Annotated in this window: 15 protein-coding genes; 10 read left to right on the forward strand and 5 right to left on the reverse strand. The window is 42.2% G+C overall.

The window, feature by feature from the left end; all coding sequences use genetic code 11:
• Positions 1-5: 5 nt before the first annotated feature.
• The 3 genes from fldA to L3V25_RS09480 form a co-directional block, all read right to left on the reverse strand.
• Positions 6-533 carry a flavodoxin FldA gene (fldA, locus tag L3V25_RS09470; RefSeq protein ID WP_089123293.1) on the reverse strand — a complete coding sequence of 176 codons (528 nt, stop codon included), beginning with the start codon at positions 531-533 and terminating at the stop codon, positions 6-8.
• Positions 534-613: 80 nt separating this feature from the next.
• Positions 614-835, reverse strand: a complete 222-nt coding sequence (locus tag L3V25_RS09475) for a DUF2788 domain-containing protein (RefSeq protein WP_089140130.1) — start codon at positions 833-835, stop codon at positions 614-616.
• Between the two features lie 94 nt (positions 836-929).
• Positions 930-1,700 carry an alpha/beta fold hydrolase gene (locus L3V25_RS09480; protein ID WP_237295137.1) on the reverse strand — a complete coding sequence of 257 codons (771 nt, stop codon included), beginning with the start codon at positions 1,698-1,700 and terminating at the stop codon, positions 930-932.
• A gap of 211 nt (positions 1,701-1,911) precedes the next feature.
• On the opposite strand from L3V25_RS09480, the gene L3V25_RS09485 reads away from it, so the two are divergent.
• The 4 genes from L3V25_RS09485 to pgm all read left to right on the forward strand — a co-directional run bounded on the left by L3V25_RS09485 (position 1,912) and on the right by pgm (position 5,999).
• Positions 1,912-2,565 (forward strand): c-type cytochrome, encoded by a 654-nt coding sequence (locus L3V25_RS09485; protein ID WP_237295138.1) that lies wholly within the window; start codon positions 1,912-1,914, stop codon positions 2,563-2,565.
• A complete protein-coding gene (locus L3V25_RS09490; RefSeq protein ID WP_237295139.1) occupies positions 2,562-3,473 on the forward strand; it encodes a c-type cytochrome in 912 nt (303 codons plus the stop codon). Before L3V25_RS09485 ends, L3V25_RS09490 begins: the two co-directional genes overlap by 4 nt.
• Before the next feature lie 224 nt (positions 3,474-3,697).
• Positions 3,698-4,249 (forward strand): replication initiation negative regulator SeqA, encoded by a 552-nt coding sequence (seqA, locus tag L3V25_RS09495; protein ID WP_237295140.1) that lies wholly within the window; start codon positions 3,698-3,700, stop codon positions 4,247-4,249.
• 115 nt (positions 4,250-4,364) lie between these two features.
• Positions 4,365-5,999, forward strand: a complete 1,635-nt coding sequence (gene pgm, locus L3V25_RS09500; protein ID WP_237295141.1) for a phosphoglucomutase (alpha-D-glucose-1,6-bisphosphate-dependent) — start codon at positions 4,365-4,367, stop codon at positions 5,997-5,999.
• Between the two features lie 70 nt (positions 6,000-6,069).
• Here the strand turns inward: pgm and L3V25_RS09505 are convergent, their stop codons facing one another.
• A complete protein-coding gene (locus L3V25_RS09505) occupies positions 6,070-6,852 on the reverse strand; it encodes a DUF1853 family protein (protein ID WP_237295400.1) in 783 nt (260 codons plus the stop codon).
• Between the two features lie 114 nt (positions 6,853-6,966).
• Between L3V25_RS09505 and L3V25_RS09510 the strand changes: the two genes are divergently transcribed.
• Positions 6,967-7,725: a Nif3-like dinuclear metal center hexameric protein gene (locus tag L3V25_RS09510; protein ID WP_237295142.1), complete on the forward strand. Its 759-nt coding sequence runs from the start codon at positions 6,967-6,969 to the stop codon at positions 7,723-7,725.
• A 79-nt stretch (positions 7,726-7,804) separates the two neighbouring features.
• On the opposite strand, the gene L3V25_RS09515 is transcribed toward L3V25_RS09510, so the two are convergent.
• Positions 7,805-9,094, reverse strand: coding sequence for a citrate synthase (locus tag L3V25_RS09515; RefSeq protein WP_237295143.1), 1,290 nt, complete (start codon positions 9,092-9,094; stop codon positions 7,805-7,807).
• A 390-nt stretch (positions 9,095-9,484) separates the two neighbouring features.
• Between L3V25_RS09515 and sdhC the strand changes: the two genes are divergently transcribed.
• The 5 genes from sdhC to sucA all read left to right on the forward strand — a co-directional run bounded on the left by sdhC (position 9,485) and on the right by sucA (position 15,665).
• Entirely contained in the window at positions 9,485-9,877 is a 393-nt protein-coding gene (gene sdhC / locus L3V25_RS09520) for a succinate dehydrogenase cytochrome b556 subunit (RefSeq protein WP_027697005.1), read from the forward strand.
• Positions 9,871-10,218: a succinate dehydrogenase, hydrophobic membrane anchor protein gene (sdhD, locus tag L3V25_RS09525; protein ID WP_237295144.1), complete on the forward strand. Its 348-nt coding sequence runs from the start codon at positions 9,871-9,873 to the stop codon at positions 10,216-10,218. Before sdhC ends, sdhD begins: the two co-directional genes overlap by 7 nt.
• Positions 10,219-11,985 (forward strand): succinate dehydrogenase flavoprotein subunit, encoded by a 1,767-nt coding sequence (gene sdhA / locus L3V25_RS09530; RefSeq protein WP_089123280.1) that lies wholly within the window; start codon positions 10,219-10,221, stop codon positions 11,983-11,985. It begins immediately after the preceding gene.
• Positions 11,986-11,999: 14 nt separating this feature from the next.
• A complete protein-coding gene (locus L3V25_RS09535) occupies positions 12,000-12,713 on the forward strand; it encodes a succinate dehydrogenase iron-sulfur subunit (RefSeq protein ID WP_089123279.1) in 714 nt (237 codons plus the stop codon).
• A gap of 138 nt (positions 12,714-12,851) precedes the next feature.
• Positions 12,852-15,665: a 2-oxoglutarate dehydrogenase E1 component gene (gene sucA, locus L3V25_RS09540; protein ID WP_237295145.1), complete on the forward strand. Its 2,814-nt coding sequence runs from the start codon at positions 12,852-12,854 to the stop codon at positions 15,663-15,665.
• Positions 15,666-15,673 lie beyond the last annotated feature (8 nt).

The raw sequence follows: 15,673 nt of genomic DNA on the forward strand, positions 1-15,673 counted from the left end.
TTTGATTAATCAGCTAATTCTGCTAAACACATTTCATCATAAATCTGCTTTGACCAGGTTTTAACGCGCTCATCTGTTAATTCTGGTTGGCGGTCTTCATCAATACAAAGGCCGATGAAGTTGTCATCGTCGACTAATGCTTTTGATGCTTCAAACTCATAACCTTCGGTTGGCCAGTAACCAATGATAGTGCCGCCTTTCGCTTCAACGATATCGCGAATGGTTCCCATCGCATCACAGAAGTACTCAGCATAATCTTCTTGGTCACCACAACCAAAAATAGCAACGAGCTTAGTTGAGAAATCTATTGCTTCAAGTTCAGGGAAAAAGTCATCCCAGTCACATTGAGATTCACCGTAGTACCAAGTTGGAATGCCAAGCAGTAATAGATCAAAATTATCAATATCTTCCTTGCTGCTCTTCGCAATGTCTTGTACGTGCACAAGTTGTTTGCCAAGTTCTTTTTGTATCATTTTAGCAACCGCTTCAGTATTACCTGTGTCGCTACCAAAGAAGAGTCCTACACTTGCCATAGAAATATTACCTATTTATCTATTACCGGAAACGCCGGTATCAATCTAATTAAAAAGAATACGTTACAGTTGTGCGATGGTTAGCCTAAGCCGGTACCTTCCCAACTTATTTGGATTAATCCTTTGGCGACAAAGCCCGCACAACCTAAAAATAGAACAAGCCATACAATACGACGGCCAAACACCGGGACATTACCTTGTTTTAAAACATCTTTGATGGCTAAACCAATTAATAAAAATAATGACGCAAAAAACAGATCTAAGCCTAGAGATTCTATGGTATTGATATGTTCGTAAAGCATGCGTTTGATCACCGTTGTTTTTTATCCCCGAACTATAGCATTAATACAATTGAAAGTTAATGCGAAGTCGTTCGCTGAATAAGTGAAATGCGAATTATTTATTAATGAATCGACGGATAGAACGAATGACCTCTAATGGTTTTTCTGCATGTAGCCAGTGACCGGTATTAGCAATAATATGAGCTTTACTATTTGGGAACTGTTTTTGAATAGCCGCTTGGTGTTCTGGCATTAAGTAGTCAGAATCAGCGCCTTTTAAAAATAAAGTTTCGCCGTGGAAAGGGGAGATCTCAGTCCAGTCTTGAATGTGCTGATAGCTATTAATGATCCCCTCAACATTAAACAACCATTGTAAGTATCCATCTTTAGTGTGTAACGATTTAGCGAGGAATTGGCGTACGCCATCTATTTCAATATGTTGTGCCAAACAGTCTAAGGCTTGTTTTCGGCTTTGAGGCTTTTCATCGATAACGGCTTTTAAACCTGAAAAAACATTATCATGGCGTCTTTCCTGATAGGCGACCGGTGCCATATCTAATACGATGAGTTTGCTGATTTTGTCAGCGGCAATATTGCAAAGTGCCATTGCCGCTTTCCCGCCCATGGAATGGCCGATAACTATGGCGGATGAAATATTTAAATCAACTAACAGCTGATTGAGATCATCTGCCATAACAGAGTAATCCATGGTGTCACTGTGAAAAGAATGCCCATGATTGCGTAAATCAACGCTAATAACCGTATGGTCTTGAACTAAATCTCTCGCTAATAAGCCTAGATTGCTTAAGCTGCCAAAAAGTCCATGAATGAGTAGGATTGCTGGGCCTTGACCTTGAATTGTATGGTTAAGTTGTGGGGAATTCATAATAATCCTGTAGCCGAAAGTACGAATTAGCATCATAATACAGCCATCATACGAAAGTAATCACTTAACCTGGCAAAATGTCACCTCGATGTAGCAGTAAAAGTGTATCTTTTTGTTTAACTTATTTGTTCCTATATATGCTGAAATGCAGTGCTAAGTGAAATAGCTATACTAGGTAATAGGTTAGAAAATCATAATAATAGGAAGCAATATGCAAAAACGACTAATAGTGGGCGCTTTAATGCTATGTCCCATCATTGGTGTAGCAGATACATTACCTCAACATAAAGAGGGAATTGTTGAATTCTGCTCTACATGTCATGGGGTTAATGGCGTCTCTACTCTTGATCATATCCCTAATTTATGGGGTCAATCTGACCAATACCTCCGTGAGCAAGTTGAGAATTTTCGTAGTAAAAAACGTCACACTACTTTCATGGATGCATTTATCTATCAAATTACTGATGAACAAATGGATGCCATTGTAAAACACTACTCTAGTGTGCCTGATGCGATGACCTTTAAGCTGCAATGGCGTGGTGATAAATGGCCTGGGGATATGCAATTAGGCGAAAAAATTGCCTATAGCGGCAAGATGGAAGCCAATGTGCCGTCTTGTGTCGCTTGTCATGGCCCGAGTGGAGTAGGTGTTAAGCCGGGTATCCCTCGTTTGGCTGGACAAAACTCTGCTTATTTAGTGAACCAAATGAAATCGTGGAAAGATGATACAAGACCTGCTGGTGCAATGGCGATCATGGGGCCAATTGCTAAGTCTCTAAGCGATGAAGAAATCAAAGCAGTTTCGGACTATTTTGCTTCGCTAGGAACACCGGTTGCGCAGAAAACGGCGGAGGTGAAAAAATGAAATACTTACTATTAAGCCTATCGCTACTAAGTGGAATGGCTTTTGCCAATGATGGACATAAAGATCTAGGCAGTGTTGAGCCGGGCAACCCGCTTGCGCAAGGTGAGGCATATCACCAAGTACCCGATTGGGGGAATGTGCCAGAAGAGCATTTTGCTGAAGCGGTAAAACGTGGTTATTCAATCTTTATGAATAGTCAGCAACTGAAAACATCAGGTGAAGTCGGTAACGGTTTAAATTGTACTAACTGTCATTTATCTGGCGGACGTTTAGCCAATGCTGCTCCAATGTGGGGCGCTTATGTTTCTTATCCTGCTTATCGTGGTAAGAACAAGAAAGTAAATACCTATGAAGACCGCTTGCAAGGCTGTTTTGCTTACTCTATGAATGGTAAGCCGCCTGAAGCCGTCAGCCAAACGATTCTCGATCTAACCGCTTATTCTTATTGGCTAGCAACGGATGCCAAGGTGAATGCGAAAATTGCTGGTCGTGGCTTCCCTAAATTAGAACAACCGGAACTTAAACCTGACTTTGTTCGTGGCGAAGTTGTTTATGCAACTCAATGTGCGCTTTGTCATGGCGATAATGGTGAAGGGCGTAAAGTGGATAACCGTTACGTCTTCCCGCCGCTATGGGGTAAAGATAGCTATAACTGGGGGGCTGGTATGCATCAAATCAGTTCTGCGGCTAACTTTATTAAAGCCAACATGCCATTGAGCAAGAGCAATAGCTTAACGGATCAACAAGCGTGGGATGTGTCAGTTTTCATTAATAGCCACGAACGTCCACAAGATCCTCGCTTTAGTAAATCGGTAGCTGAAACAGCCAAAGAGTTTCATGCCAAAGATTCACTTTATGGCACTCCATCAGCGCTAGATAAACACATACTAGGCTCGAAAGCGTACTAAAATTTTTTAACGCTGACTTATTAAACCTCTATGGGCTCACTCATAGAGGTTTTTTTGTTGCTGGTTATTTGTGCACTTCATCGGTACGGAAATGAAGAAATAAAACATTCAGTGATCCAAACGATCTTTTTTATTACTAACACCGAGCAATTAGCATAGAGTATCCGGTCAGTTATAGGTATAATCATTTCAGAGTTTAAACAGATTGAGATTGTGAAAAGCCAATGAAAACCATTGAAGTAGATGAAGAACTTTATCGTTATATCGCGAGCCAAACCCAGCATATTGGTGAAAGCGCCTCGGATATTTTACGTCGACTTTTAATCGGTGAGCAGCAAGGATCACAAGCAAATGCAACGGTGACTAAGCCTGTTGCCGTTGATACAGTAGAATCAACTAAGCCTGCTAAGCAAGAAAAGCCAGATGGCGTTGATGGCGTTAAGGTGATGCGATCTTTGCTTATTTCTGATGAGTTTGCAGAGAAAGATAAAGCGATTGACCGTTTTATGCTGATCTTATCTTCTCTGTATCACGTTGAAGCATTCAGTTTTGCTGAAGCGGCAAAAGTGAAAGGTCGTACACGTGTTTACTTTGCTGATAATGAAGAAACCTTGTTAGCTAGCGGTAAAACGACTAAACCTCGCTCGATCCCAAATACTCCATTTTGGGTAATTACCAATAATAATACCAACCGTAAGCGCCAAATGGTTCAGCAACTAATGACGCAAATGGGCTTTCAAGCAGACTTGATTGATAAAGTATGTAACGCCATCTAACGTTAATTAGAACGATTTAATAAGAGCCTCATAATATTTGAATCATCACGTATTATGGGGCTTTTTCGATTTTATAACTATTTTTCAATTTAATAGCACCAAAAAGGATTATTGAATGTCTCTGCACCCTAGAGCAGGTACTAAAACGTTACCTGAAGACTTAATTAATATTCCCGCTCTAGTGAGCGATTACTTCTTTATCGAGCCTGATGCGTCGAATACAAACCATAAAGTTCTATTTGGTACTTCAGGTCACCGTGGTTGTTCAAGTAAAGCCACGTTTAACCAAACACATATCCTAGCGATTGCTCAAGCGGTCGTGGATGAACGCGTTGCTGCTGGGCTGACAGGGCCAATGTTTGTTGGTAAAGATACCCATGCGCTATCTGAGCCAGCTTGCCGTTCAGTAGTCGAAGTATTGGTTGCAAATGGTGTTGAAGTGATTGTTCAGCAAGATAACGGCTTTACACCTACACCAGGCATTTCTCACGCGATCTTAACTTATAACCTTGCCCATCAAGATAAATCGGATGGCATTGTGATCACGCCATCGCATAATCCACCGCAAGATGGTGGTATCAAATATAACCCAAGTCACGGTGGTCCAGCCGAAGCAGAAATTACTCAGCGCATTGAAGACAAAGCGAATCAATATATTGCCGCAGGGCTAGTAGGCGTTAAACGTTGTGCCAATTCTCTCGATAAAGTGAAAGCACTTGATTTGGTACAACCTTATGTTGATGACCTAGTGAACGTGATTGATATTGAGGCCATTCAAAAAGCGAATATTAAAATTGGTATTGATCCACTTGGTGGTGCGGGGATTGAATACTGGCGACGTATTGCGAAAACCTATCAGCTTGATATGACGCTAGTAAATGAAACCGTTGATCCGTCTTTTCAGTTTATGACACTCGATAAAGATGGTGTGATTCGTATGGATTGCTCATCACCTTATGCGATGGCGAGCCTGCTTGGATTAAAGGATGACTATGACTTAGCTTTTGGTAATGATCCAGACTATGACCGTCATGGTATTGTGACGCCGCAAGGGTTGATGGATCCAAACCATTATTTAGCGGTTTGTATTGATTACTTATTCCGTCACCGTAGTGAGTGGAAAGCTGATGTTCAAGTGGGGAAAACCCTCGTATCAAGCGCGATAATTGATCGTGTGGTTGCCGATTTAGGCCGTGACCTATGTGAAGTGCCTGTTGGCTTTAAGTGGTTTGTTGATGGTCTATACGAAGGTAGCTTCGGCTTTGGTGGTGAAGAAAGTGCTGGAGCATCATTCTTACGTAAAGATGGCACGCCTTGGTCGACAGATAAAGATGGCATCATTCTGTGCTTGCTTGCAGCTGAAATTACCGCAGTCACTGGCATGAACCCACAGCAATATTACGATAAATTAGCCGCAAAACATGGCGCGTCGCAATACAATCGTATTCAAGCTGTGGCGAATACAGAGCAAAAAAATGTTCTCAAAAGTATGTCTGCTGAAATGGTGAGTGCAGATGAGTTAGCCGGTGAGAAAATCACAGCACGCTTAACTCACGCTCAAGGTAATGGCGCCGCAATTGGTGGCCTTAAAGTGACGACCGAAAATGGTTGGTTTGCGGCTCGTCCATCAGGTACTGAAGATATCTATAAAATTTACTGCGAAAGCTTTAAAGGCAAAGATCACTTAAAGTTGATCGAACAAGAAGCTCAAGAAATTGTGAATCAAGTCTTTGCTAACGCGGGTTTGTAATAACAATTGCTAGTACAGGTAATTAAGAAATAGCGAGGCTGTCATGGTCTCGCTTTTTTATGTCCTAAAATCAAGCATGCGGCCATTCGTTGGGTAGAATAAACCAAAAATCACCCGATTGACTTTGGCAATGTACAAACTCGTGTCCAACTTCTTTTAACACTGGCGAATCCGCTTCTTTTCCGGTTAGCCACTGGCCTTTTTTCAATATATACAATGGTTCCTTGATGTTATTGAAGTCATCAGTGTAGCACCAATAACCGTAGCGTTGAGATGGATCAATCGGATAGCCTAAGCAACTTGTTGGTGTCGCTTCATTGCGAAACGGATTAATGTATAACCGCCCTTGCATCAGTAGTTTAGGTTTAATATCTCCTAGACCTGGGTATTGCTGCTGAAAGCACTGATGTTGAGACATGGCAAGCTGGTGGTTCAACATGTGCGAAAGCTTTAAATCCAATCGGTCGCGGCTATTTGGCCCATACCATAGACCATCAAATAAAAGATAAAACTTAATGGCGACTTCCCAATGTTCCACAATGTCAGTCACCGTATTTTTGAGTACAAAATCTAAAGCGCCAATGGTTTTCCCTTGATGGTTGAGCTGAATTTCTTCGGCCACTATTTGATAGTTAGGATGAGAGGCGAAATACTGGTGACATAAGTGTTGATACCAAAAGCCAAGGCGTGAATTGCCTGAATAAGGCAATGGCTGAGGCGATAAAGTTTTGCAAAATGGATTATCAGCTAGCTCTGCTTGATTCGCTTGCAGTAACGGCGAGTGATGTGACATCCAGTCGCTGATTTTTACAAATAGATTCTGTTGCTCCTGCGCAGGAATGGCATATTTCATCGACACTTAAGATCTATCCTTGTGGTGTTGGGCTTGAAGTCACTGACGATTGACTGTTATAACATGATACAAACGCTGACATTCGAATAAGAACATCATCAAAAGGTTTAGATTATGAATAACCTACAATTAGAGACATTGCTCAATCAAACTCTATCACCTCATTTAGTAAAAGACTATTGTCCCAATGGCCTACAGGTTGAAGGGAAACAAACGATTAAAAAAATTGTGACAGGCGTGACCGCGTCTCAAGCGTTAATTGAAGCGGCAGTTGAAGCCAAAGCCGATGCGATTTTGGTCCATCATGGTTATTTTTGGAAAGGTGAGTCTCAACCGATTACCGGAATGAAAGGTAAGCGTATTCGTTCACTGATTCAAAATGATATTAATTTATATGCTTATCATTTACCGCTCGATATTCATCCTCAATTAGGTAATAACGCGCAACTTGCTCAGCTGTTAGATATTGAAACTCAAGGTGGACTAGAAGGGCATCCGCAATCCGTTGCCATGTACGGTACGTTTAAAACGCCACTTTCAGGACAAGAATTAAGTCAAAAAATTGACACAGTACTGAACCGCAAACCATTGCATATTGCCCCTGATGATCAAGATAAAGAAATTAAAACCATTGGCTGGTGTACCGGTGGTGGACAAGATTACTTAGAATTAGCAGCGCAATCAGGCCTCGATGCATTTATTTCAGGTGAGATTTCTGAGCGCACTACCTATATTGCACGTGAGTTAGGTATACATTATTTTGCCGCTGGCCATCATGCGACTGAGCGATATGGCGTAAAAGCACTAGGTGAATGGTTAGCAAAGGAACACGGATTTGATGTGACGTTTATTGATATCGATAATCCGGTATAAGTATAAATACTTGTCCGAGAAACGAGAAAGCGAGCTGTTATAGCTCGCTTTTTTATTAAGTTTATTGTCTTAAGTAATGCTATTCACGCTCTTGTAGAGGTTTGAAATCTCGGCTTAATTTACCAGTGTAAAGTTGACGAGGACGACCGATACGGTTGTGTGGGTCATCATGCATTTCATTCCAATGAGCAATCCAACCGATAGTACGAGAAAGTGCAAAAATTACCGTAAACATCGACACAGGAATACCAATCGCTTTTAGAATGATACCTGAGTAGAAATCGACGTTAGGGTACAGTTTCTTCTCAACAAAGTATGGGTCAGAAAGTGCGATACGCTCGAGTTCCATTGCTACATCAAGTAGTGGATCTTGAATGTTAAGCTCCGACAATACTTCATGGCATGAATCACGCATTACTTTAGCGCGTGGATCGTGGTTTTTGTAGACACGGTGACCAAAGCCCATTAGGCGGAATGGGTCTTCTTTATCTTTAGCGCGTTCAATATATTCAGGAATATTTTCAACGCTGCCAATTTCTTCTAACATTTTCAAACATGCTTCGTTAGCACCACCGTGAGCAGGGCCCCACAATGAAGCAATACCTGCGGCAATACAAGCAAATGGGTTTGCACCAGAAGAACCAGCAAGACGAACGGTTGACGTTGACGCATTTTGTTCGTGATCAGCATGAAGTGTGAAGATTTTATCCATCGCACGCGCAACCACTGGGTTAACGTTGTACTCTTCACAAGGGTTAGCAAACATCATATGTAAGAAGTTGCTCGCATAATCTAAGTCATTACGAGGGTAGATGAATGGTTGGCCAATTGAATACTTATAACACATTGCTGCTAATGTCGGCATTTTAGACAATAAGCGGAATGCAGTAATTTCGCGGTGTGTTGAGTTGTTAATATCTAACGAGTCATGATAGAACGCGGCTAATGCACCCACTACGCCACACATTACTGCCATTGGGTGGGCATCACGACGGAAACCATGGAAGAAGCTCGCAATTTGCTCATGAACCATAGTGTGATTGGAAACGATTTGTTTGAATTTTTCATATTCAGGGCGTGTTGGGGCTTCGCCATAAAGCAAGATATAACACACTTCTAAATAGTCAGCATTGTTGGCAAGTTGGTCGATTGGGAAACCACGGTGAAGTAAAATACCTTTACCACCATCAATGTAAGTGATTTGGGATTCGCAAGACGCAGTAGCAAGAAAACCTGGGTCAAAAGTAAAATAACCGCTTGCACCTAATTTGCGGACATCCACTACATCTGGGCCATCTGTGCCGCTTAAAATAGGGAGCTCAATAGGTGCTTGACCTTCAATATGAAGGGTCGCTTTCTTATCCGCCATGACATTCTCCTTTGTAAATTATTAATCCATCCAGGATATTTTGTGTGTGCTTTTTGTACTTAGATTCCTACTTAAAGTCAATTCTTCTACTTCGAACTGTGTGCTGCTTATTATTTTTCGGTTGGAAAAAGTTAAAAATATGTTCTATGTAGCATATTTTGTTACATGAATTGAATTTGTTTGTTTGCGGCCGTATAGTGCTAATGAAAATTTTGGTTAACGCCTTATTTTATCAGGGGTTTCGGAAGCTTCTCTCGATGAGGTAGATGTTTAATTAGCAAAAAAATCCATAGATTGACTGGGTGTTTTGGAATGGAAATGTTAATTAAATAGTTACAGGGTGTTTAATCAATTTATGTCAATAACTATAAATGCTCTAGATGGAGCTGAGTGAGCACACCCGTGAATAAAAGAAAGTCCAGACCAGTAAACTTAGATTTACAAACAATACACTTCCCAATTTCTGCCATTGCATCCATTGTGCACCGTGTTTCTGGTGTCATTATGTTTGTTTCTGTTGGTATCTTATTATGGCTACTTGCCACCTCTTTATCATCTCCAGTAGGTTTTTCTCAAGCATCGAGCGTTATTGATAGCTTTGCTGTGAAATTCATTTTGTGGGGTATTTTGACTGCTCTTGCTTACCACATCTGTGGTGGGGTACGTCATCTACTTATGGATATGAAATATTTTGAAGAGAAAGAAAGCGGTGCGTTAAGCGCTAAAGCTGTTTTCGTGGTCACCGCTGTATTATCGGTATTAGCAGGAGTTCTTGTATGGTAAAGCACATTTCTTCATTCGGACGCAATGGAGTTCATGATTACCTCCTGATCCGTGCAACAGGCATCATCATGACACTTTATACCGTGTACATGGTGGGCTTTTTAGCCTGTGGCCCTGATATTAATTACCTGTCATGGCAGTCATTTTTTAGCGGCACTTTCACTAAAGTGTTCACTATGGTGGCGCTTTTGTGCGTTCTGATCCATGCCTGGATTGGTATGTGGCAGGTATTGACTGATTATATTAAACCAACCGCAGTACGCGTGGCATTACAACTAGTGATCATTGTGACACTGATTGCGTACTTCTTCTCTGGTCTATTTATTTTGTGGGGTGTGTAAGTGAGTATTCCCGTTCGTGAATTTGACGCCGTTGTGATCGGCGCTGGTGGCGCTGGTATGCGCGCTGCATTACAAATTTCAGAGCAAGGCCTATCTTGTGCGTTGCTTTCAAAAGTATTTCCAACTCGTTCTCATACTGTTTCTGCTCAAGGTGGCATTACAGTAGCATTAGGCAATTCGCATAAAGATGATTGGCAGTGGCACATGTACGATACCGTAAAAGGTTCGGATTACATCGGTGACCAAAATGCTATCGAATATATGTGTAAAAATGGTCCAGAATCAGTCATTGAATTAGAAAAAATGGGCCTACCTTTTTCTCGTTTTGAAGATGGTTCTATTTATCAACGTCCATTTGGTGGCCAGTCAAAAGACTTCGGTGGTGAGCAAGCCGCTCGAACTGCTGCCGCGGCTGACCGTACTGGACATGCATTACTTCATACGCTTTATCAGCAAAACATCAAACATAAAACCACTATTTTCTCTGAGTGGTATGCGCTTGATTTAGTGAAAAATGAAGAAGGTGCGGTATTAGGTACCACAGCACTTTGCATGGAAACTGGTGAGATTTGCTACTTCAAAGCCAAAGCAACGGTATTGGCAACCGGTGGTGCAGGTCGTATTTATCAATCGACTACCAATGCGCACATTAACACTGGTGATGGTGTTGGTATGGCTCTGCGTGCTGGCGTTCCTATGCAAGATATCGAAATGTGGCAGTTCCACCCAACTGGCATTGCTGGCGCAGGTGTACTGGTTACTGAAGGTTGTCGTGGCGAAGGTGGTTATCTTCTTAATAAAGATGGCGAACGTTTCATGGAACGTTATGCACCGAATGCGAAAGATTTAGCCGGTCGTGACGTAGTAGCACGTTCAATGATGATTGAAATTCGTGAAGGTCGTGGTTGTGACGGTCCTTGGGGTCCACATATTAAATTGAAACTGGATCACTTAGGTAAAGAAGTTTTAGATGCTCGCCTGCCGGGTATTCTTGAATTGTCTCGTACCTTTGCTCACGTTGATCCCGTTAAAGAACCGATTCCAGTTATCCCAACTTGTCACTATATGATGGGTGGGGTGCCAACTCAGGTTTCAGGTCAAGCGATTAAACAAGATGCCAACGGTCAGGACCAAGAAGTTCAAGGGCTATTTGCTTGTGGCGAAATTGCTTCTGTATCGGTACATGGTGCAAACCGCCTAGGTGGTAACTCGCTACTTGATTTAGTGGTATTTGGTCGTGCGACAGGTCTGCATTTAGGTGAAACTTTGGCACTTCAAGCTGAAACACCTGAAGCAACTGAAGCCGATATCGAAGCTTCGTTAGCTCGCTATAATCGTTGGGAAAACAGTACTGGCGGTGAAGATCCGGTACAAATTCGCAAAGACTTACAAAGCTGTATGCAAAATAACTTCTCGGTATTCCGTGAAGGTGATGCGATGGCAAAAGGGTTAGAAGAGCTAAAAGCGATTCGTGAGCGTTTGAAAAATGCTTATTTATCGGATAAATCTACCGAATTTAATACTCAACGTATCGAATGTTTAGAATTAGATAACTTAATGGAAACGGCTTTTGCAACCGCGGTTGCAGCGAATTATCGAACTGAAAGCCGTGGCGCACATGCTCGATTTGACTACCCAGATCGTGATGATGCCAATTGGTTATGTCACTCGATTTATAATCCTGAAACGGAAGATATGTCTAAGCGTGATGTGAATATGCAGCCTGTACTGCGTGAAGCCTTTCCACCTAAAGCTCGTGTCTACTAAGGGAGATTAAGCAAATGAAAGTCAATTTCTCTTTGTATCGTTATAATCCGGATGCTGACAAAAAACCTTACATGAAGGATTACGAGTTAGAAGTGGAAGAAGGTTCCGATATGATGGTGCTTGATGCGCTTATTCTATTGAAAGAACAAGATCCGACCATTTCTTTCCGTCGCTCATGCCGTGAAGGTGTATGTGGTTCTGATGGTTTAAACATGAATGGCAAAAATGGCCTTGCGTGTATTACGCCTTTGTCGGCATTATTAGGTAAAAGCAAAGTGGTCATTCGTCCACTGCCAGGTTTACCGGTAGTGCGTGACCTTATTGTTGATATGGCTCAGTTTTATGATAACTATGCCAAGGTTAAACCTTATTTGATCAATGATAGTGAATTACCACCATCGCGTGAAAACTTACAATCACCAGAAGACCGTGCTCATCTAGATGGTTTGTATGATTGCATTATGTGTGCATGTTGTACGACATCTTGTCCGTCATTCTGGTGGAACCCGGATAAATTTATTGGCCCAGCAGGTTTATTAGCCGCCTATCGTTGGTTAATTGATAGCCGAGATACGGCGACAGATGAACGTTTGTCAAATCTTGACGATGCATTTAGCGTTTTTCGTTGTCATGAGATAATGAACTGTGTCAGTGTTTGTCCTAAGGGATTAAACCCAACCAAAGCGATTGGTCACATTAAGACAATGCTTATCAATCGCTCAGTATAAAAATTGCTCTAAGGGCAAGGAAGGTCGGCCCAGCCTTACACTAGGCCGACTTACAATTAGGCATTTACTTATCGTAACCATTTATAGCTGAGTAAGTGTCGAAGCATAATTTGAAACCAAAAAAGGTTAAGGGAAAATATGCACAACGGCGTGATGAAGGCATGGCTCGAGTCTTCACACTTGGCTGGCGCCAATGCAACTTACGTAGAAGATCTCTACGAACTGTATCTTAGTGACCCCGATTTAGTCGGTGACGAATGGAAAGAGGTGTTTGATAGCCTACCAGCAGAAGCTTCTGTAGCAGGTGAACAACCACATTCCCGTGTTCGTGACTACTTCAGACGATTAGCGAAAGAGACAAAGCATTACAATGTCCAAGTTAGTGATCCTGATGTCGATGCTAAACAAGTAAAAGTCTTGCAGTTAATCAATGCTTACCGTTTCCGTGGGCATCAAGCTGCAAATCTAGACCCTCTCAATATTTGGAAACGTGAATCAGTTGCTGAACTTGATCCTACGTTTCATAACCTCTCTCCTGAAGACTTCCAAGAGTCATTTAACGTCGGTTCTTTTGCGGTAGGCAAAGACACTATGCCGTTGAAAGATATCTACGAAGCCCTAAATAAAATCTACTGTGGTTCAATTGGTGCAGAATATATGCACATCACTAACACTGAAGAAAAGCGTTGGATCCAAGACCGCTTAGAATCAGTGGTAGGTGACGGTACTTTTACCGCAGAAGAAAAATCTACTTTTCTACATGAATTAACGGCAGCGGAAGGCCTTGAGCGTTATTTAGGCGCAAAATTCCCTGGTGCTAAACGTTTTTCATTAGAAGGTGGTGATGCATTAATACCAATGACAAAAGAATTGATTCGTCATGCTGGCTCAAATGGCATGCGCGAAGTGGTTATTGGTATGGCGCACCGTGGTCGCTTAAATATGTTAGTCAACGTATTGGGTAAAAAACCACAAGACCTATTTGATGAATTTGCTGGCAAACACGGTGATTCATGGGGTACCGGTGATGTGAAATACCACCAAGGTTTCTCTGCTGACTTCTCTACACCAGGTGGAGATGTGCATTTAGCCTTAGCATTTAACCCATCTCACTTAGAGATCGTCAACCCGGTAGTGATTGGTTCGGTACGTGCTCGTCAAGATCGTTTAAACGACAAAGATGGCAGTAAAGTTCTACCAATTACTATTCATGGTGACTCGGCAATAGCTGGTCAAGGTGTGGTTGCTGAGACTTTTAACATGTCTCAAGCTCGCGGCTATCAAGTCGGTGGTACGGTTCGCATCGTGGTGAATAACCAGATTGGTTTTACTACATCTAATCCACGCGATATGCGCTCAACCATGTACTGTACTGATATCGCTAAGATGGTACAGGCCCCGATTTTCCATGTGAATTCTGATGATCCAGAAGCGGTAGCCTTTATTACTCGCATCGCTTTAGATTATCGTAATACCTTTAAACGTGACGTTGTCATTGATTTGGTATGTTATCGCCGTCATGGCCATAACGAAGCCGATGAGCCAAATGCAACTCAGCCTTTGATGTATCAAAAGATCAAGAAGCACCCAACACCACGTAAATTGTACGCAGATGTACTAGTTGACCGTAAAGATATTGAGTTAGAAGATGCGACTCAAATGGTTAACGAATACCGTGATGCACTTGATCGTGGTGAGGTCGTAGTGAAAGAGTGGCGTCCGATGGCACTGCACTCTGTTGACTGGACTCCTTACCTAGGTCATGAGTGGAATGAAGCTTGGGATGACCAAGTTGACTTCACTCGTTTATCAGAGCTAGGTAGCAAGGTTTGTCAGTTCCCTGAAAGCCATAAACTGCAAAGTCGGGTTGCGAAACTGTATAACGATCGCTGCTCTATGGTGAGTGGAGATAAGATGATTGACTGGGGTATGGCTGAAACTTTAGCTTATGCCACTCTTGTCGATGATGGAAAACGTATTCGTATCACCGGTCAAGATTCAGGTCGTGGTACTTTCTTCCATCGCCATGCAGTATTGCATGATCAAGAAACCGCCAGCACTTATATGCCACTTGCACATATTCACGATAGCCAGGGTCCATTCCAAGTGTTTGATTCTGTCTTATCTGAAGAAGCCGTATTGGCCTTTGAATATGGCTATGCAACGGCTGAGCCTAGTGGTTTGACTATCTGGGAAGCTCAGTTTGGTGATTTCGCCAATGGTGCCCAAGTTGTGATTGACCAATTTATTTCATCGGGTGAGCAAAAGTGGGGTCGCTTATGTGGTCTAACTATGCTGCTACCTCATGGTTATGAAGGTCAAGGTCCAGAGCATTCATCGGCTCGTCTAGAACGTTACCTTCAATTGTGTGCTGAGCAAAATATGCAGGTGGTTGTTCCTTCAACGCCAGCTCAGGTTTATCACATGATTCGCCGTCAGGTTGTGCGTCCGATGCGTCGTCCACTGATTGTGATGTCGCCAAAATCTTTATTACGTCATCCTTTGTGTACTTCAACACTAGAAGAGTTAGCACAAGGCACGTTCCAAGCTGCGATTCCAGAAACGGATGAGCTAGAAGCAAGCAAAGTGAAACGTGTTGTGATGTGTTCAGGAAAAGTTTATTACGACTTACTTGAGCAGCGCCGTAAGAATGAGCAAGACGATGTAGCAATTATTCGTGTGGAGCAGCTTTATCCATTCCCATACGATGATGTGAGCAAAGCGATTGAGCAATATACCAATGTTGAAGATTTTGTATGGTGTCAAGAAGAGCCACAAAACCAAGGTGCATGGTATAGCAGCCAACACAATATGCGTTTCGCATTGCCAAATGGTGCAACATTAAAATATGCAGGTCGACCAGCTTCTGCTTCTCCAGCGGTTGGTTATATGTCGGTACACTTGAAGCAACAGAAAGCGTTAGTGGATGATGCTTTGAATTTAGACTTTTAGTGCAGTGG

Source organism: Vibrio sp. CK2-1 (genome assembly GCF_021726515.1).
Taxonomy (GTDB): domain Bacteria; phylum Pseudomonadota; class Gammaproteobacteria; order Enterobacterales; family Vibrionaceae; genus Vibrio.